Origin of the sequence: Candidatus Kuenenia stuttgartiensis (assembly GCF_900232105.1) — a bacterium.
GTDB classification, from domain to species: domain Bacteria; phylum Planctomycetota; class Brocadiia; order Brocadiales; family Brocadiaceae; genus Kuenenia; species Kuenenia stuttgartiensis_A.
In genome coordinates, this window is record NZ_LT934425.1 from 187426 (window position 1) to 204242 (window position 16817).

The 16817-nt window shown below is 41.7% G+C and carries 18 protein-coding genes, 1 pseudogene and 1 riboswitch; of the genes and pseudogenes, 12 read left to right on the forward strand and 7 right to left on the reverse strand.

Features of this window, described 5'->3' with window-relative positions; genetic code table 11:
• Positions 1-73 precede the first annotated feature (73 nt).
• Positions 74-1810 carry an IS1634 family transposase gene (locus KSMBR1_RS00970; protein ID WP_099323573.1) on the forward strand — a complete coding sequence of 579 codons (1737 nt, stop codon included), beginning with the start codon at positions 74-76 and terminating at the stop codon, positions 1808-1810.
• Positions 1811-2149: 339 nt separating this feature from the next.
• A complete protein-coding gene (locus tag KSMBR1_RS00975) occupies positions 2150-2899 on the forward strand; it encodes a hypothetical protein (RefSeq protein ID WP_099323648.1) in 750 nt (249 codons plus the stop codon).
• Between the two features lie 13 nt (positions 2900-2912).
• Here KSMBR1_RS00975 and KSMBR1_RS22990 read toward each other — a convergent pair whose 3' ends face one another.
• From KSMBR1_RS22990 to KSMBR1_RS00990, 4 genes are all read right to left on the reverse strand, one after another.
• Positions 2913-3062, reverse strand: coding sequence for a hypothetical protein (locus KSMBR1_RS22990; protein ID WP_420886540.1), 150 nt, complete (start codon positions 3060-3062; stop codon positions 2913-2915).
• Positions 3041-3715, reverse strand: coding sequence for a polyphosphate polymerase domain-containing protein (locus tag KSMBR1_RS00980; RefSeq protein WP_099323649.1), 675 nt, complete (start codon positions 3713-3715; stop codon positions 3041-3043). The genes KSMBR1_RS22990 and KSMBR1_RS00980 overlap by 22 nt, the downstream gene beginning before the upstream one ends.
• A gap of 4 nt (positions 3716-3719) precedes the next feature.
• The gene (locus KSMBR1_RS00985; protein WP_157775618.1) at positions 3720-4166 is read right to left on the reverse strand and encodes a hypothetical protein; all 447 of its coding nucleotides are present in this window, start codon (positions 4164-4166) and stop codon (positions 3720-3722) included.
• Positions 4167-4451: 285 nt separating this feature from the next.
• The gene (locus tag KSMBR1_RS00990; RefSeq protein WP_099323651.1) at positions 4452-4652 is read right to left on the reverse strand and encodes a hypothetical protein; all 201 of its coding nucleotides are present in this window, start codon (positions 4650-4652) and stop codon (positions 4452-4454) included.
• Positions 4653-5286: 634 nt separating this feature from the next.
• A riboswitch (cobalamin riboswitch) is annotated at positions 5287-5503 on the forward strand.
• A 142-nt stretch (positions 5504-5645) separates the two neighbouring features.
• On the opposite strand from KSMBR1_RS00990, the gene KSMBR1_RS00995 reads away from it, so the two are divergent.
• The 6 genes from KSMBR1_RS00995 to KSMBR1_RS01020 all read left to right on the forward strand — a co-directional run bounded on the left by KSMBR1_RS00995 (position 5646) and on the right by KSMBR1_RS01020 (position 11952).
• Positions 5646-6416, forward strand: coding sequence for an energy-coupling factor ABC transporter permease (locus KSMBR1_RS00995; RefSeq protein WP_157775621.1), 771 nt, complete (start codon positions 5646-5648; stop codon positions 6414-6416).
• Positions 6400-6762, forward strand: a complete 363-nt coding sequence (locus KSMBR1_RS01000) for a hypothetical protein (protein ID WP_099323653.1) — start codon at positions 6400-6402, stop codon at positions 6760-6762. The genes KSMBR1_RS00995 and KSMBR1_RS01000 overlap by 17 nt, the downstream gene beginning before the upstream one ends.
• Before the next feature lie 88 nt (positions 6763-6850).
• Positions 6851-7639: a cobalt ECF transporter T component CbiQ gene (gene cbiQ, locus KSMBR1_RS01005; protein ID WP_099323654.1), complete on the forward strand. Its 789-nt coding sequence runs from the start codon at positions 6851-6853 to the stop codon at positions 7637-7639.
• The gene (locus KSMBR1_RS01010; RefSeq protein ID WP_099323655.1) at positions 7633-8508 is read left to right on the forward strand and encodes an energy-coupling factor ABC transporter ATP-binding protein; all 876 of its coding nucleotides are present in this window, start codon (positions 7633-7635) and stop codon (positions 8506-8508) included. The genes cbiQ and KSMBR1_RS01010 overlap by 7 nt, the downstream gene beginning before the upstream one ends.
• A gap of 250 nt (positions 8509-8758) precedes the next feature.
• Positions 8759-9853: a threonine-phosphate decarboxylase CobD gene (cobD, locus tag KSMBR1_RS01015; protein WP_099323656.1), complete on the forward strand. Its 1095-nt coding sequence runs from the start codon at positions 8759-8761 to the stop codon at positions 9851-9853.
• A 563-nt stretch (positions 9854-10416) separates the two neighbouring features.
• The gene (locus tag KSMBR1_RS01020; protein ID WP_099323657.1) at positions 10417-11952 is read left to right on the forward strand and encodes a cobyric acid synthase; all 1536 of its coding nucleotides are present in this window, start codon (positions 10417-10419) and stop codon (positions 11950-11952) included.
• Positions 11953-12130: 178 nt separating this feature from the next.
• On the opposite strand, the gene KSMBR1_RS01025 is transcribed toward KSMBR1_RS01020, so the two are convergent.
• Positions 12131-12598, reverse strand: coding sequence for an MOSC domain-containing protein (locus KSMBR1_RS01025; RefSeq protein WP_099323658.1), 468 nt, complete (start codon positions 12596-12598; stop codon positions 12131-12133).
• Positions 12599-12634: 36 nt separating this feature from the next.
• Entirely contained in the window at positions 12635-12835 is a 201-nt protein-coding gene (locus tag KSMBR1_RS01030) for a hypothetical protein (RefSeq protein WP_099323659.1), read from the reverse strand.
• Between the two features lie 823 nt (positions 12836-13658).
• On the opposite strand from KSMBR1_RS01030, the gene KSMBR1_RS22855 reads away from it, so the two are divergent.
• From KSMBR1_RS22855 to KSMBR1_RS01050, 4 genes and pseudogenes are all read left to right on the forward strand, one after another.
• On the forward strand, positions 13659-14078 hold the full coding sequence (locus KSMBR1_RS22855) for a reverse transcriptase family protein (RefSeq protein WP_099323660.1): 420 nt from the start codon (positions 13659-13661) through the stop codon (positions 14076-14078).
• The gene (locus KSMBR1_RS01040) at positions 14038-14556 is read left to right on the forward strand and encodes a reverse transcriptase domain-containing protein (RefSeq protein ID WP_164995060.1); all 519 of its coding nucleotides are present in this window, start codon (positions 14038-14040) and stop codon (positions 14554-14556) included. Before KSMBR1_RS22855 ends, KSMBR1_RS01040 begins: the two co-directional genes overlap by 41 nt.
• Positions 14557-14574: 18 nt before the next feature.
• A complete protein-coding gene (locus tag KSMBR1_RS22995; protein WP_099323535.1) occupies positions 14575-14850 on the forward strand; it encodes a group II intron maturase-specific domain-containing protein in 276 nt (91 codons plus the stop codon).
• A 137-nt stretch (positions 14851-14987) separates the two neighbouring features.
• Positions 14988-16138 (forward strand): annotated as a pseudogene (locus tag KSMBR1_RS01050) (IS1380 family transposase); the annotation flags it as partial.
• Positions 16139-16405: 267 nt separating this feature from the next.
• Here the strand turns inward: KSMBR1_RS01050 and KSMBR1_RS01055 are convergent.
• Positions 16406-16678, reverse strand: a complete 273-nt coding sequence (locus KSMBR1_RS01055; protein WP_099323662.1) for a hypothetical protein — start codon at positions 16676-16678, stop codon at positions 16406-16408.
• Between the last annotated feature and the right edge of the window lie 139 nt (positions 16679-16817).

The following is a 16817-nucleotide window of genomic DNA, read 5'->3' on the forward strand; positions in this document are numbered from 1 at the left end:
TGCATTATATGCCTGTATATACTATTATACACGGAGTATTAATCTATTACGTATACACTAACAACTAATAGCCATGGCTACCATTCAATCTAAAAACTCCAGAGGTTATAAATATTGGTATATTGTCGAATCGCGGCGCGTTAACGGCAAGCCCAGGCCCATCGTCCTGGCCTATCTTGGCAAGGCAGACGATTTATTAAAACAACTGCAAGGTCTTACCGAAAAATTACGGCTCAAATCTTATTCACATGGCGCGGTAGCCGCATTGCTAAGTGTGGCCAATGCCCTGGACGTCCCTTCCGTGATTAATAAATATATAAAGTCGCCACGGCAGTATTGTGCTAAAAAACCTGTTCGAAATAATCTGACCGCCGGAAGTACCCTCTTGTTGGGTGCCGTGGGGAGAGTGTGTGTGCCTACCAGCAAAAGAGGATGGTGGGATTGGGCAAAGACGACTACTGCCGAATACTTACTCAGACACAGCTTGAGTAAAATAGACAGTCAGCATTTCTGGGATTTGATGGATGCACTTCCTGAAGAATCCATTGCAGAAATCGAGCGCGAATTAATTGAAAAGACATTTAAAACATACAACCTTCAAAGCGACACACTGTTTTTTGATACAACCAATTTTTTCACGTATATCGACACAACTAATCTGCGATGCACTATTGCCCGGCGGGGGAAAAACAAACAAAAGCGATACGATCTCAGGCAGGTCGGGTTGGCGATGGTCGTTACACGTAACGACATGATACCGTTGTTTCACCATACCTATCAGGGGAACATGGCGGATGCAAAGGTGTTCAGCGCGGTTCTTGAGACGATAAAAGACAGGATGACCGGATTAGGTTTCGACAGCAAAAAGCACACTATTGTTTTTGATCGTGGAAACAATTCCATGGACAATATGGCTATTGTAGAGAGATTGGCATTGCATTACGTTGGAGCGCTTACACCGTATCATCACAAGCAGTTGGTAGGGGATGCCATGTGTAATTTCAGGGAATATGACGTTGACGGCAGTAAGATACAGGTGTACCATGACAAACGGGTTATTTGGGGGCAGGAAAGAACCGTTGTCGTATTTATTTCCGAGAAATTAAAGGTTGGGCAATTAAGGGGAATGTCTCAGTCTCTGGAAAAGGCAGAACATCAGTTAAAGCTCTTACAGCAGCATCTGTGTAATCCAAAGGGAAAGATGCGGGACAAAGAGGGTCTGGAGGATACGATAAGAAGTGTAGTGAAATGTCAATTTGCGAAGGATGTTATCGATTGGTCGTTAAAAGAGGTATCTGAAGGCAAGTTTCAATTGAATTTTTCAATCGACCAGAAAAAGCTCGAAGAAATAGAAGGGGAACTGGGGTTCAGGATTCTTATGACAGACCATCACGATTGGGATACCGCGGACATTATAAAAGCCTACTATGGGCAATCAAAAATTGAACATGCCTTTAGAAATCTCAAGAACCCCTATCACCTTGCTTTAAAACCGCAATTTCACTGGACGGATCAGAAAATCAGGGTGCATTTTTTTATTTGCGTCCTCGGATACCTAATGGCGGCGATTGTGTGGTATCAGGCAAAAGCGCACGCACAATTTAGTGGAACGTTAGATACCCTGTTAGACACCCTTAATAATATAAGGCTTTCTGCTATGCTTGAAGAAACAAAGGCCAGAGGGAGAGTTAAGGCTACCTACAAATTGGAAGAAATGTCCGACAAGGAATCTCTGTTGATGAATGCGTTAGGCATTATGGATTTCCACAAACATCGGCTGAAACTTCAAGGACTCAGTGTATACAATTGATGTTGTGCTTAACGCATTGACTGTATTTATGTTACGTTGCTTCATGCCTTATTTTGTGATAAACTCACGCTAGCGCTTCGGATAAAGGCTTATCAAGCCGACCCACTTATACAGTTTTCAGCGATAGTTGCTGGCTTTATCAGCACAACCCACGCAATTGCAAAATTTTGTAACCGTTTAGTTTATGTGGTAGGTCAGAATAGAGAAAATTACCCATGCAAATAAATTTAAAGCTATTTTTTAATGAGGAACAAGAAGATTGGGCGAAATTAACACCTGAACAGAGATACATTGAAAGCTCTAAACTTTGGCCGATATATTTAGAACTTGGAGGGAGTTTTGATCCAGAACCCGATTCACAAAGCCCTTTTGACTTTCCAGAATTGCAGCGTTCGATACCTGCTTATGGGAGGCCAGGCGTGCATTTTATACGGCGGATCTGAGTTCAGTCGTGATATAGATTTTTCTATCGGGATTGATACAAAGAACATTTCAGCTATAAAAAAGGCACTGAAATGTTTGAAAGCTGAAACCATATTTGTACCGCCACTGGGCAAACAAGTACTCAGACGAGGTCATGCATGCCATTTCCGTTGCAATGCAGAAGGGGTAGAAGGCTTGCGCATTGATATGATGGCTAAAATGCGAGGCTGTTCCGATTTTGAGCAATTATGGGAGAGAAGGTCCATTGTGAAGTTGCCGGAGATTGGTGAGATGGGTATTCTTTCACTACCGGATTTAATTCAGGCTAAAAAGACGCAGCGCGAAAAGGACTGGCCCATGATTCGCCGTCTCATTGAAACCGACGTCACGCAGGGTTATAGAAAAGCCGGGAAAGAAAAGATTATTTTCTGGCTCATGGAATGCAGGACTCCTGTTTTACTCATGGAAATAGCAAGGAAAAATGCTGCATTATGTAAAAATCTTATACCTACCCGGTCACTGCTTAAAGCAGTATTAAACCAAAACGTGGAAGAAATTGAATCTCTCCTCATACAAGAAGAAAGTGCCGAAAGGAAAAAAGATCGGGAATATTGGCTGCCATTAAAAAAGGAATTGGAGCAATGGCGCCTTGGCCGTAAATCATAACTTTAATTCTGTGTTAAAACAATACAGATGATGCCTGTCTCACCCCGGAATCATATTTGTAAAGTTGCAGGACATTTATGATGCCTTCAACATATTTTGAAAAACCCTGCCGCTGGAGATTGAAATGCCGGATAAGATCGATCATCCATAAGGGTACCTGCATGGTGTAGCACTTGAGTTCCAGTATGACGTTGCATTCTGGGCAAAAAGCGTTTCGTCATCCAGCGAAACCACTTTATTCTCATCCTGAATAATACAATATCCCCCTGCCGGCTGATATCTCAGGTCGGTGTCGAACGTTACCCTCGCATATTCATTCACATTGGATACATATGCCTTCCTCCAATATTGAGACAACATTTTAGGCGTTGCATTATAGAAATATGCCGTCTTCAGGAAATGCGTTTTGGACGAATTCGGGTCAAAGTCTTTTTCTTCACACGATGAATAATCCAGGTCTTCAAACATCCTGCGCCAGTTTTCATCATAAAGAGGCGCCCTGTATTTGTTGACAATATCCCCGGTCTTCTCTTTCACTTCAAGAAAACAGCGATACTTTTTGGAATTGGGGTACGAACGAATCCTCAGATGAAGTCTTCTGTTACATTTGTCCAGCCTTTGCATAAGAAATAAATAATCTGGAGTATCAAAATGCAGATTGTTTATGCAATAAAAACCATTATCAGCATTTGAAGAATATTTGTCGGGAGAACAATAAATAGAAGCAAAACGCGAAATGGGTTCTATCATTTCTTTTGGAATGACAAATTCCAACTCGTATCGCCTCCGGATGGTCAGCGCTGTCTCTTCAATCATATATTTAGAACTCTATTTGCCCTAAGTCCGGGGAAAGATAATTTCGAATAGGGAGTCTGGTTAATTGCCCTGAGATATCCAGGTATTCAAGGTACTTTGTGTAAATTTCATATTGCCATTGCTTAATGAGGATGTCCGTTTTAACAATGCTTTCCTGCATATCGAGCAGCATTAGCGGATCGATGCCTTCTGTTTCCATATATTTTTTTAGTGCTGATTCCGTGCCGCCCGTTGTTTTTTCTTCCATGAGCACATCATACTGCCGAAATATGTTGTTCATTTCCCCGGAAAGTAATCGCACATTTTCTCCCAAAGACCTTTTTAGTTCTTCGTGCTCGCCCTTTGCAGATAAAAATTGAAGTTTTCTGCGATTGACATCCATGCGGTTGGAATGAATGAAGGGGAGGTTTATGCCTACCCCAAAAGAAATTGAACACCGATTTTCACACACACGTAAACCATCATAATACACCCCTTAAAGTCGTCTGTATTTGAAGGCTGCAGAGCGGAGAAATTATCTTGCCCTTACCTTGTAAACTCATATTACAAAATAGTCTATGCCTTGTATTTCCTTTTCCCCCTTTTCAGTTTTATATGATAGGCGTAATCAAGGCGATTGCCCTGCACCATATCACGGAGTGTAATGAGCGCAAAGATTTTACAATAGTCATGAAGAACCTTTTCAAGCATATTTTTTGAAGAGGGAAGATTTTAAAGATTAAACCACAACATGCCGTCAAAATAACTGGTTTGTCCGAATGGGGAAAAATACAGGATAACTGCAATAACACAAAAAACCAATAACGCCGCCTGTCGCAATAGTATACCCTTTGACTCCTACAGAAATACCTGCCGCGAGGCTTGCAAACATGAAGATAATATCTCTTGGGTCTCTGAAATTGGTTCTGAACCGAACAATTGCCAATGCGCCAAGCATACCGGGCCCCTTGCAAGGCTGTCCCCTATCGCCTGCATAACAGTTGCCGCCACTACGGAACTGAGTATGAGCACCTGAACAAAATTTCTTGAGTAGGAAAGCCCCCGAAAGGTCTTCTCATAGGTAATTGCAATTAAGGTTGAAAGCACAAACTAAAGGAGTACGGCATAAATGACTGATGTTGGCGTGGTATTGCCTGAATTTAGTTGTAATTTTGAAATATCTAACATTTTTAATGGTTCTCATTATTTGCGGAAAATAGTTTATCCATTTGGTTTTTTGAAATATATACAGTTACCGTAGGGAGCATTCCCGTTTTTTTGTAACCGTTAATGATGGGGTCAGGACGAAACAACCCTGACAGGGTTTCAAACCCTGTCAGGGTTAACACTACTGCAACGTTTCATTAAAACATAGCGGAAGTTACAAAAAATCAGGAATGCACCCGTTACCGTATGCATATCAATAGAATATATGAGCAAATATAAGGGTTTTGCATGGTTACCATTAACGCTGCAATTGATAAAATGCATGGTTTACAGTGAAGCGTTTTATTTTCCATTTGACAAATTTGACTTGCTCAAAGTAGAATCCCGAAAGTCTTTCGTGCATCAGACCGCTCTTTTATTTATTATTACTATGTTCGATTACAGGTGATTTCTCATTATTGCAGAAATAAAAAGGGAATCCATGCCGCAAAACAGAATTTGCGGCGAGGAGCGGACCCGCCGCTGTAACCGGGGACGAACGTCACAACGCCACTGGAAAAGTCGCTTAAACGGCTTTCCGGGAAGGAGTGACCAGTAGAACGATCCGGGAGCCAGAAGACCTGCCTGTAATTGCTTCACGAAATCTTCGATGGTAAAGAAGGTGAAGTTTTTGAGTGTAATTATTTTCATGAGAATAGGCGGCAAGCCTATTTTTTCGATAAAATAGAAAACCCATATCTTCAACATTGAAGGTATGGGTTTTTTTGTTTTACGGGAGAAAGTTTTGAAAAGTACAAAAATGTTTCTGTTAAATATAACGGTTTTTTTGCTCGTGTTCCTTGTTTCCGATAAGGCTGCATATGCAATGCACATTACAGAAGGAATTCTGCCCACAGAATGGGCAGTAACATTGTTTGCCGTCTCGATTCCTTTTTTAGGTATTGGGATTTACCAGGTGAAACGGAAGAAAAGAGAGATGCATAGTTACCTGCCGTTAGTTGGCATGCTGGGAGCGGCAGTATTCGTTTTTTCGTGCTTCCCCGTTCCCGTCGTAGCATTAAACGGAATGGCAACTTCCCATCCATGCGGCACAGGCATGAGTGCTATTTTGCTGGGACCTTTTGTCAGTGTACTGATAGCGGGCATTGCCTTGCTTATTCAAGCCTTGTTTTTGGCGCATGGCGGGTTAACAACGCTGGGCGGGAATATATTTTCCATGGGTATTTTAGGCTCTTTCTCCGGATTTTTTGCGTTCAAAATAACCCGGCGCTGCGGCATGCCATTATTTTGGTGCGGCTTCTTTGCAGGTGTAATTTCTGATTTATTTACTTATTTGGGTACCTCTATTGAACTGGGATTGCTCGTAATAAATAATGGTGGGTCTTTCTTCAGGGCGACTGCAGAAATATTTGGCGTCTTTATGATGACCTCACAGGGGGTCTTATGTATTGTGGAAGGCGTGGTTGTTGGATTTATTCTGGTTTTTATAGAAAAAAGAAGGCCGGATATTTTGGTTCAACTTGGGATGATAAAGAAAAATGCAAAACCTGTTTAAATTTACCGTGTATATCGTTTTTTTACTTTATTTGGCCGGTATGGTTTCATTTTTATCTGCGGCGCATGCAGATAATTTTGAGATGATTCGTGTAACCGAACATGAAAATCAGGCAAAAGCCACTGAAATAACAGGAACAATCCATTCAGTTGAAGGTGAAGGTGCGTGGACCGGAATTGATGTGAGCATAGTAGGAAAATATGCCAGCCAGTATGGACGTCCACCCCGTGATCCTTACATTAATACTGATCAGGGGGATTTGCTCCTGTTTGTATTCACACTTGCCGGTGTAATAGGAGGCTTTGTTATAGGGTTTAACGCCAGAAAGATATTTTATGAGAAATAATGTAGTATCTTAAGAGGTAATGCCTCAGACCGGCAAAAAGGATTTTAACCACAGAGCAGAGAAAGTTTTTTAGAGAAGGCGTCTCATTATGGGATTTTTTCATCTCACATTTACAGACAGGTATGCCCGGAGAGATAACTGGTTGACGAGGATCGATGTAAGGGTCAAGTTGATCTACATCTTATCAATGCTGGCAATAAATATATGGGCAAAAAATGTTTTTGTGTCTCTCTCTTTTCTTTTCATATCGTTCGTTTTTCTGCTTACACTGAAAATTTCTCCTCTGGCAATAATAAAAAAGATGGTATTGCCATTATTATTTGCGGTTATGATGCTAGTGGTCAAGGGATTGCATGAAGGACAAGAGGAATGGGTTTCTTTTTCCATTGGGGGATATATCATGTCCTTAAAGAAAGAAGGTCTTCTTGGCGGACTGCAAACTGGAGGCAAAATACTCGGGGGGATTTCTCTGGTGATTTTATTTGCCTTCACTACAACAATGAGTCGGCTAAATGCAGGACTTAAATGGTTTCGTATGCCGGATACCGTTCTGGAACTTATGTCTTTTATGTATCGGTACATTTTCCAATTATTGGATGAAGTGTCTGCAATCTGGTTTGCGCAAAAGGCGCGTTTAGGGCATGCCTCATGGTTAAAAGCAATAAAATCCCTCGGGATTTTGGGTGGAATGCTTATTATCCGTGCCGTTGAAAGGGCGGAGCGCACTTCTGAGGCGATGTATGCACGGGGCTATAAGGGAGGATGTATATTAACCTGCCATTTAAAGCCCTTGGGTAAAAATGAATATATTTATTTCTCAGGGATGACCCTCTTTCTCCCCTTTCTTCTCTATGCGGGGAATATACGGATATGGTAATACTTCAGGCTAAAAATATCCGGTATAAATATTCGGACGGGACACTTGCCCTTGGCGGGGTATGTTTGGATATTGAAAAAGGTGCATTTTGGGCAATTCTTGGGCCAAACGGGTCTGGGAAAACCACCTTATTAAAACATTTCAACGGTTTATTGAAAATACAAGAGGGGGAGGTTCTTTTAGACGGAAGACCGTTACGGAAGTATCCTTCCCGTGAGATAGTTCAACGCGTAGGTATTGTGTTTCAGGATCCGAATGATCAGTTGTTTGCTCAAACAGTACGGGAAGACGTGGCATTCGGGCCTATGAATTTAGGGCTTTCAAAAGAAGAAATTGAGCGGAGGGTGGAAGAGGCATTGATGTTAGTGAATATGCGACACTGTGCAGATAAGTTTGTTGGGTATTTAAGCTATGGACAGAAAAAAAGGATTTGCATTGCCGGGGTGCTCGCAATGAGGCCGGAAATTCTTTTACTAGACGAACCCACGAGCGGTTTAGACCCAGCCGGAGTAACACAACTTATGAGGCTGCTTCAGAGACTTAACCATGAATGTGGGATTACCATTATTATGGCAACAAATGTGGTAGATGTTGTGCCTGTTTACATGAGCAGGATGGCCGTTATGTATGAGGGAAATATTGTGTGTGAAGGCACGCCGGAAAACGTTTTCTCGAAAACAGAGAAATTGGAGAAGATGTATCTCGAATTGCCTCAAATAGCGCAACTTATGAGGCTGTTAAGGGATAAAGATTACATTTCAATGGCAAATTTACCCCTTACCATTGGTGAGGCAAGAAAATTTTTGGTACAAAAACTAAATGGGAGTCATACGGCAAAATCAGCCGCATTGAATATTTCAGAAGAGTAGTTTAAATGGCAGACATTTTCAGGTGAAAATACTTTTTATCCGCAGATATGGTGAAATACGAAACAAATTCTAATGACAAAATGATTCGAAATTCTAAACAAATGCCTCTTTCGTCTCTCGCATTTCGTGCTTCATATTTGTTGTGTGTTTTGAATTTTATGTCTTGTTATTCGGATTTGTTTCGTATTTCGTACTTCGAATTTCGTATTTTTTAAAAGCAGAGTTTCAGGCATAGAATCCGGAGTGTAATATGTTTAAGGGTCATGGCGGATATAGAGAGCATACAAATGTACATACCAAAAACGCTGTTCTTGATTTCAGCGCGAACATTAATCCACTCGGATATCCGGAAGGCGTGCACAAAACAGTTTTCGAAAATTTCGACGATATATTGCATTATCCCGATATTGATTGCTACAGTCTGAAAAAATATATAGCGCGGAAAATAGCGCATTCCGCCAACGAGATTGTTGTAGGAAATGGCTCTACGGAATTATTTTATCTGGCGCCCCGCGCTTTAAAACCTGTAAAAGGAATTATCCTGCAACCGTCTTTCAGTGAATTTCCAGAGGCTTTAAAATGCAGCGGCACGGAAGTAGTCCCGTATGCCCTCAATGACGAAGACGATTTTTCTTTCCACTACAATAAAAATTATTTCCAGGATGAAAAGGCGGGCATGCTTTTCCTCTGTAATCCGAATAATCCCACCGGATTATTAATTGAGAAGCGTACGCTATTGGCAATGATACAACAACATTCAAATGTAATGTTTGTAGTAGATGAGGCATTCATGGATTTTGTGGATGAGCCGGAGAGATACACGGTGATAAATGAAGCAGGTACACTTGAAAACCTCATTGTAGTACGGTCTCTTACAAAATTTTACGGATTTCCTGGTTTGAGAATAGGATATCTCGTCGCCCACGCAAACGTTGCGGAAAAGCTCCTGGAATATAAGGAACCATGGACGGTCAATACCTTTGCCCAATATGCCGCAATGGTTTCAATGGAAGACGATGCGTTTATTGCCGCAAGTAAAGAATTCATAAGAAACGAACGGGTGTTTTTATACGAAGAGTTGTCAAATATTCGAGGATTGATTCCTTATAAACCTGCGGCGAATTTTGTATTTGTTAAAATCAACGCAGAAGGGATAAATTCTGTTTTTCTGAGTAAATGGATGCTGGAGCAGGGCATCGCTATTCGTGATTGTTCCAACTTTGCCGGACTCAATGATGAGTATTTTCGTATAGCGGTTAGGACTAGGGAAGAAAATACAAAGTTAATCAATGTATTTAAAAAAGTCCTATCCAGTCGGGTTTGCAACCCAATGTCATTAAGTTAAGAATTATTGTAACACTTTGGTTTTAAAAAAAACGTATTACCGATAAGCTCCGCAGGAGCAACCTGTTTGTAGTAGATAGGATACCATAACAGATCGTAGAGACAGGTTTGAAACCTGTCTCTATAATCAGGAGCGGCCTGTCTTCCTGTCAATCATATACAGGCCGCTCCTACGGAGCTATTTACCTGTTGAATTTTATTGCGCTACAAACAGACCGCCCCCAAAGGGGCTACATTATTTTTTATATCCCCTTGGATTTTTCAAATAACTAAGGTGTTAAGAATTATTTTATTAAAAACAACCCCCCTTTTTCCCCCTTTATTAAGGGAGACTTTTCTGGCCGTTTGCTTAACTTAATGACATTGGGTTACAAGCCTGAACCCGCAGTAGTTCCCTTAACAGTGATTTCTTTACACACTTTCATTTGTCAGTGCGTGCTTTTTGGCAAAATATTTATTGGCCTTTTATGCAGTTTGGCAATCGATAAATTGCAGATTAAGGATTGAGGATTGTTTTCGTATTTGTTTGGTTCTAGCTATGCCAGTTTAGGGACGTGATTATTTATGAAAAACAAATCAATAATGATACAGGGCACCGGTTCTCACGTAGGAAAAAGTATTCTTGTATGTGCCTTGTGCCGGATATTAAAACAGGATGGTTTTAGCGTGGCCCCCTTTAAGGCGCAAAACATGGCGCTGAATTCTTTTGTGACAAAAGAGGGTAAAGAAATGGGGCGTGCACAGGTAGCGCAGGCAGAGGCGGCAAAAACAGAGCCTGTGGTTGAAATGAATCCTATTCTTTTAAAACCTACGGGAGATTGTGGTTCCCAGGTTATTGTTATGGGAAAACCCGTTGGGAATATGACGGCAAAAGAATATTATCAAAAAAAGGGAGAGTTGGTTTCGGTCATACAGGATGCCTACACTGCCTTACAACGGCAATTTGATATTATCGTTATAGAAGGGGCGGGAAGCCCGGCGGAAATAAACCTGAAAGACGGCGATATTGTTAACATGGGAATGGCGAAAATGGCCTCTGCCCCGGTATTGCTCGTTACGGATATAGACAGAGGAGGGGCATTTGCCTGGATAGTGGGAACAATGGAACTGCTGAATACAGATGAAAGAGAAAGGGTGAAAGGCATTGTCTTTAATAAATTCCGGGGGGATAAAAATATATTGAAACCGGGTCTGGAAATGCTTGAGGGACGCATCAAACGGCCCGTCATCGGCGTAGTGCCATATCTCCATAATCTTAACATTGACGATGAAGATTCCGTTTCACTCGAAAGCTATAAGAACAATAACAATGGGGCAGAAAAGAGATGTTTGGATATTGTAGCGATTAAACTGCCCCGCATATCGAATTTCACAGATTTTAACGCACTGGCGCAGGAAGACGATGTAAACATGAGGCTTGTGGATAATGCGGATGAGATTGGCAAGCCGGATATGCTCATTATCCCCGGCACGAAAAATACCATAGGCGATTTGCATTTTTTGAAGGAAAGAGGTATTTTCAACAAAATCATAACCCTTTCAAATAGCGGAACAATGATTGTTGGTATCTGTGGCGGCTATCAAATGATGGGGAAACAGATTAATGATCCCTATCATGTTGAATCGCAAGCGGACGGTGCGCAAGGTTTGTGTTTAGTTAACAGCATTACTACTTTTGAAACATCAAAACAAACGTTTCAGGTAAGAGCAAAGGTTGGGGCGTATAAACCATTCGCCGGCATGCAGGAGGACATTCAGGGGTATGAAATTCATATGGGAAGAACACGATTTGAAGACGCGAACACCTGTACGCCATTTGCAAGGATTATTGAACGGGCGGGCAAACAGGTTGATATCCCGGATGGGTGCATATCCCACGATGGAAATATTATGGGAACATACATACACGGGATTTTCGATAACGACGGGTTTCGTTCGGGACTCTTATTTTATCTGAAACAAAAAAAAGGCGTTCATGCCACAAAAACCTCTTCCATAAAGACCCAAAAGACAAAAGACGACAATTACAATGCATTGGCAGAGGCGGTCAGGGAAAATATAAATATGAATATGTTATATGATATATTGCAGATTCCATAGCACAGTAAAGTCGCAACCAAAGATACCCTCCCCGCTCCTTTTTATCATCTTCTTTGTGTCCTTTGTGTTCTGTATTCTTCGTACCCTTTGTGGTTAAACTCTTTTTGGTTCCTGAACCCGCAATGAGTGAGTACCTTAGTAAGAATATTCTGACAATTACGGCAAATGTTTCGACCTGCTATTCTTCTGCAATTCCTGTGATTTCTGCTGTTTGGCAGATCGTTACATCGTCGCCAATGGAAATTTTTCCCCCTTTTATCACACTGCATTTTACCCCACAACGCCAAAACGATTCCAGAGAACCCATTAACCCATGCGCAATCTCATCCATGCGCCAGCACGGCGTTGTCTTTCCATTTATTTTCAAAACAACATCTCCTACGCGCAGGAAAGTATCTTTCGTATCAACAAGAGACACCCCTTCTATAAACAAATTCGCCCTTCTGTTTGTCCAGGGCAATATCTTCTTTATGTCGGCACATGCTTCGTCCCATGCTTCATGTGTCAATACCGTGATTTGTCTTTTTTTAATACTTCCTTTATAATCGTTTTCAATACCATCGTTAATAGTAACATGCGCCTCGTTAACGATAATCATTGGCTCGCGTGAAGCCTTTTTTAAAGCAATACCAAGTAGTTTTCCCATGACATTTTTCTACAATACGTTGTTTATTCTTTCAGACTATCTTACGAATATCACCGCACTAAAGTGCGGATTTAATGGATGTGAGACTTGCTTGCACTCGCGCCCCTCTGCCCTCTTTTCGATTGCAGCTTTATCTTTCATTATTAATGGGTATTCGCTTAAATGAGAAATGGTGGTGATTAACATCGGCATTCGTTCCTCAAACTCGTTTTTAAGAAAACGCGTTTGATAACTCATAACATAATACTCAAGGGTTATACTATACTTTATGAGTTCACAAATAGGGATTTCTAAAACTAGATTTAACTTTTGTTGACACAAATAGTTATAGCATTTTTGAAATCACACTTTGTGAATCCCTTGAGTATAATGTGTGCCTTGAAGTATGGAATACCTGAGTGGTTGAAAATACCACCTCTGCGAGCCTAATCCTCGTAGAGAAGTTTGTGCCTATGCGCACACAATGGAGCAATCCGTATGCGTAGAAAGATAGCATATACCCGTGAGGGGTATGACGGAGTTACGAGGTACAGACGACCTTTTGGGGTGTATGAGTGTGGCGTGTTATTCCGTGCCAACTGCCATTTCTCAGCGAAGCACTGACAATGTCCTTTGTTGGAGATGGATAAACAGATTAAGTAAAACCATCTCTGGTTAATGCGTTTGAACATACATCACGAAGGGAAAAGGGGTAATCCATATGACCGGGGGAGGACTTACGCCTTGGGCAAAATTCCCTAACAGCAAGGTATAAGGAAATTCCGAAGTCCGAGCTGTATGAGATGGTGATAGACAAGCTTCTCTCACAAGTCTATCTTTGAAGTCGTCAGCATTGCTCATAATAGTTTCCGGTGTGAATCGGAAATGAAAGGGGCATAACCGTAGTGGAATTGATGAAAGTGGTAGATTGAATACGTTCAATGAGAAAAGAAACTCTTTTGCGTAGGTAAGCAGTAACAAGAGCCTCTCTTGTTTTGCCTATGTTTGGGAGAATCCGTACCCAGGAAACACGATTGACAAATCTATTATCCGTAATCAATCGAAAGGAATATATCGAGAGATGCTTAAGTATCATTCATTAAGAGACAAGGTGTTTAGTCTGAAAAACCTTTATGCTGCTTTCAAACACGTAAAGAAGAATAAAGGCAAAGCTGGTCTTGACAGGGTAAGTATTAAGCAATTTGAGTCCAATCTTGATGTGAATATCATGAGTATCCATCAGGAACTCAAGACTGCCATATACAACCCTGCGCCTGTCCTGCGGGTATACATCCCCAAAGGCAGGCATGACAAGAGACCTCTTGGCATTCCCATTGTTAAGGACAGGATTGTACAGCAGGCATTCAGGCAAATCATAGAGCCAATATTTGAGAAAGGATTCTCAGATAACAGCTTTGGATTTCGCCCTGACAGATGCTGTCACGATGCTATCAAACGGCTTGAACAGTATAAGCAGGAAAGGGTATACCAGCGTCCTTGATGCCGATATAATGGCATTCTATGACACCATACCCCATAAGCTTATTATGGACTCCTTACGTGAGAAAATCGCTGATGGATGGGTTTTGAACAGTATTGAGAACATGCTCAAAGCAGGGGTCATGGAGGACGGCATCGTGCACGAGACAAACAAAGGCACTCCGCAAGGAGGCGTCATTTCCCCTTTGCTTGCAAACCTTATCGGTGACATCATCGACAAGGAACTTGAAAAGGCTGGATATAAGTTTGTCCGATACGCCGATGATTTCGTTGTCATGACTGAAACAAAAGATGAACTCCCAGCCGCCCTCAGCTATGTCAAAGAAATCATTGCAGGGAAACTTGGAATGAAGCTGAGCGAGGATAAAACCAAGCTCACCAACTTCGAAAGAGGTTTCAGGTTTCTCGGATACGATTCCAAGGGCAAGTATAAGGGTATAAGCACGAAATCACTGAACAAACTCAAGAGCCTGTCCTGAGCCTGCCGAAGGAACAACATCAGAGACATCACCAGACGTACACAGGGCGTCAATCTGCAAGCCATCGTTGATACATTAAACCCCGTAATTCGTGGGCATGTCAACTATTTTCGGCTGGGCAATGTACAAAAGGTATATCGCTCATTAGACTGTTGGGTACGCATGAGACTGAGATGTTTCAAGTTCTCAAGAAAATGGAGAACAGACAACAAGCGTTTCCCTGTTCACCGATTCTTTAAAATGGGGTTACTCTCATTCGAAAGAGAATTTCTTAAGGCGTGTGCTAAAGCATGATGTTTGACTTTTCTCTGTTATAGAGCAACACTTCGGGGTCGCTGACTACGAGAAAGACGTATGGTTTAAAAAGGATGCTTTGTCACGTTGTCCAAAGTATCTGGCGACGAGTGGGGGTTGGAGGCTAATGGCCTCCAGCCTACCAGCTACCTGATCCTACAACGGCGAGAGATTTTACAAGGCGGTTTGACCGTAATGATATTGAGAGCTGATGGAGATTATCAACAGGGTATGAGAGCGTGTGTGGTAGGAAGGGTGGAAAGAGGCATTGGAAGAAGCGTTGATAGATGTGGATGGAACGATAGTGGGGACATACGGAGAATGTAAAGAGGGGATGAATATATCGCACAAGGGGATATGGGGATATACGCCATTTATTGTGTCATTGGCAAACACGAAGGAAGTGTTGTATATTGAGAATCGTCCGGGAAACGTACCGAGCCATAGCGGCGCAGTGGAGTGGATAGACAGGGCAATAAACTTGGTAAAACCACATGCGGAGAGGGTTTGTTTAAGGGGAGACACAGACTTTTCATTGACAGGGAATTTTGATCGCTGGTCAGAGCAAGTGGACTTTGTGTTTGGGATGGATGCACGAGGTGGGCTAATAAAACTAGCCGGGGAGTTGCCGGAAGATGCATGGAAAGAACTAAAGCGTAAACCGAAATACAAGGTAAAAACAGAGGAAAGGCAGAAACCTGAAAATATAAAAGAACGGATAGTTAAAGAACGTGAATACAAGAATATTCGGTTAGAGAGTGAGCAAGTGGCTGAGTTTGAATATCGGCCTGAGAAATGCAAGAAGAGTTATAGGGTGATAGTGCTGAGAAAAAATCTGAGTGTGGAAAAAGGTCAGAAACGATTATTTGACGACATTCGTTATTTTTTCTATATAACGACACTGAGGGACAGGACGGCAGAGAAGATAGTAGAGTTGGCAAACGGTAGGTGTGATCAGGAGAATGTAATAGAGCAGTTGAAGAACGGGGTAAATGCGATGAAGTTGCCTGTAAGGGATTTGGAAAGCAACTGGGCATACATGGTAATAGCGTCATTGGCCTGGAACTTCAAGGCATGGTTTGGCATGTTGATGCCAAATGTAGGAAGGGGAGAGCAGGTGTTAAAGATGGAGTTTCGGCGGTTTCTCAATACTCTGATAATGATTCCCTGCCAAATAGTGAAGACAGGGCGTAAGATTGTATATCGAATGCTCGGATATAATGACTGGTTAAAGGATTTTTTTGCAACGTGGGAACGAATCCGAAGATTAAAACTGTGCATGGAATAGTAGTTTAACAGTAAAAAAGAAATAGAAAGCAGAAGAAGAGCGGGAGCGGTACGTAATCACCTTGCAAAAGTATGGTAGTTTTCTCTATCAATAGTAATATTTTTCTTTTTAGTAAGATTTTTTCGCGACGAAACAAACAAAAAATACATTTAGAGACGCATAATAGTCCAAAATATTATCCCATTGTCTGTAGAGTGTTAAATCGCGCTTGTTTTAGCGGATGTTCACCCCAAGTCAAAAAACAAAAGTGCCGTAAAAGCCTTATATTTATTGACTTTTACGCCGAACAGCAAGCTTTTTTCTAGTGACTACCCGTATGTTCCGGCTTGGCAATACTTCTGGCAACTTTATCTGTAATGCCTCTAATAATTCATGTGATTGTTGCCGCGGACGCGGGATCTTCTGGCAACTAGCTTTTTGGCCTTTGATTGTTACTTCCATCGAACAAATGGTCGTCAATTGTGCGAGACCTTCCTCTACCGTCAAGTCAAAATTCTTCCACGCTCTGCGCAGCCTTCGAATTATCATGTACGCAAGCATTACTGCTACGTCTTAGAATAAATGCTCCAAAAATGCCCAATTAGTCTCAGAATATTTGAGTCTAATACCCAGCAAATGATTTGAAAAATCTTACCCAGCTACCCCGCATTTTTTTTATCCTGCGTAAGTATTTCACTTG

Coding starts and splice junctions, on each gene's coding strand:
- KSMBR1_RS00970 (WP_099323573.1), top strand. CDS start 74: ATGGCTACCATTCAATCTAAAAACTCCAGAGGTTATAAATATTGGTAT.
- KSMBR1_RS22990 (WP_420886540.1), bottom strand. CDS start 3,062: ATGCAGGTACCCTTATGGATGATCGATCTTATCCGGCATTTCAATCTC.
- KSMBR1_RS00980 (WP_099323649.1), bottom strand. CDS start 3,715: ATGATTGAAGAGACAGCGCTGACCATCCGGAGGCGATACGAGTTGGAA.
- KSMBR1_RS00990 (WP_099323651.1), bottom strand. CDS start 4,652: ATGCTTGGCGCATTGGCAATTGTTCGGTTCAGAACCAATTTCAGAGAC.
- KSMBR1_RS01000 (WP_099323653.1), top strand. CDS start 6,400: ATGCAAAACCTGTTTAAATTTACCGTGTATATCGTTTTTTTACTTTAT.
- cbiQ (WP_099323654.1), top strand. CDS start 6,851: ATGGGATTTTTTCATCTCACATTTACAGACAGGTATGCCCGGAGAGAT.
- KSMBR1_RS01010 (WP_099323655.1), top strand. CDS start 7,633: ATGGTAATACTTCAGGCTAAAAATATCCGGTATAAATATTCGGACGGG.
- cobD (WP_099323656.1), top strand. CDS start 8,759: ATGTTTAAGGGTCATGGCGGATATAGAGAGCATACAAATGTACATACC.
- KSMBR1_RS01020 (WP_099323657.1), top strand. CDS start 10,417: ATGAAAAACAAATCAATAATGATACAGGGCACCGGTTCTCACGTAGGA.
- KSMBR1_RS01025 (WP_099323658.1), bottom strand. CDS start 12,598: ATGGGAAAACTACTTGGTATTGCTTTAAAAAAGGCTTCACGCGAGCCA.
- KSMBR1_RS01030 (WP_099323659.1), bottom strand. CDS start 12,835: ATGAGTTATCAAACGCGTTTTCTTAAAAACGAGTTTGAGGAACGAATG.
- KSMBR1_RS22855 (WP_099323660.1), top strand. CDS start 13,659: ATGCTTAAGTATCATTCATTAAGAGACAAGGTGTTTAGTCTGAAAAAC.
- KSMBR1_RS01055 (WP_099323662.1), bottom strand. CDS start 16,678: ATGCTTGCGTACATGATAATTCGAAGGCTGCGCAGAGCGTGGAAGAAT.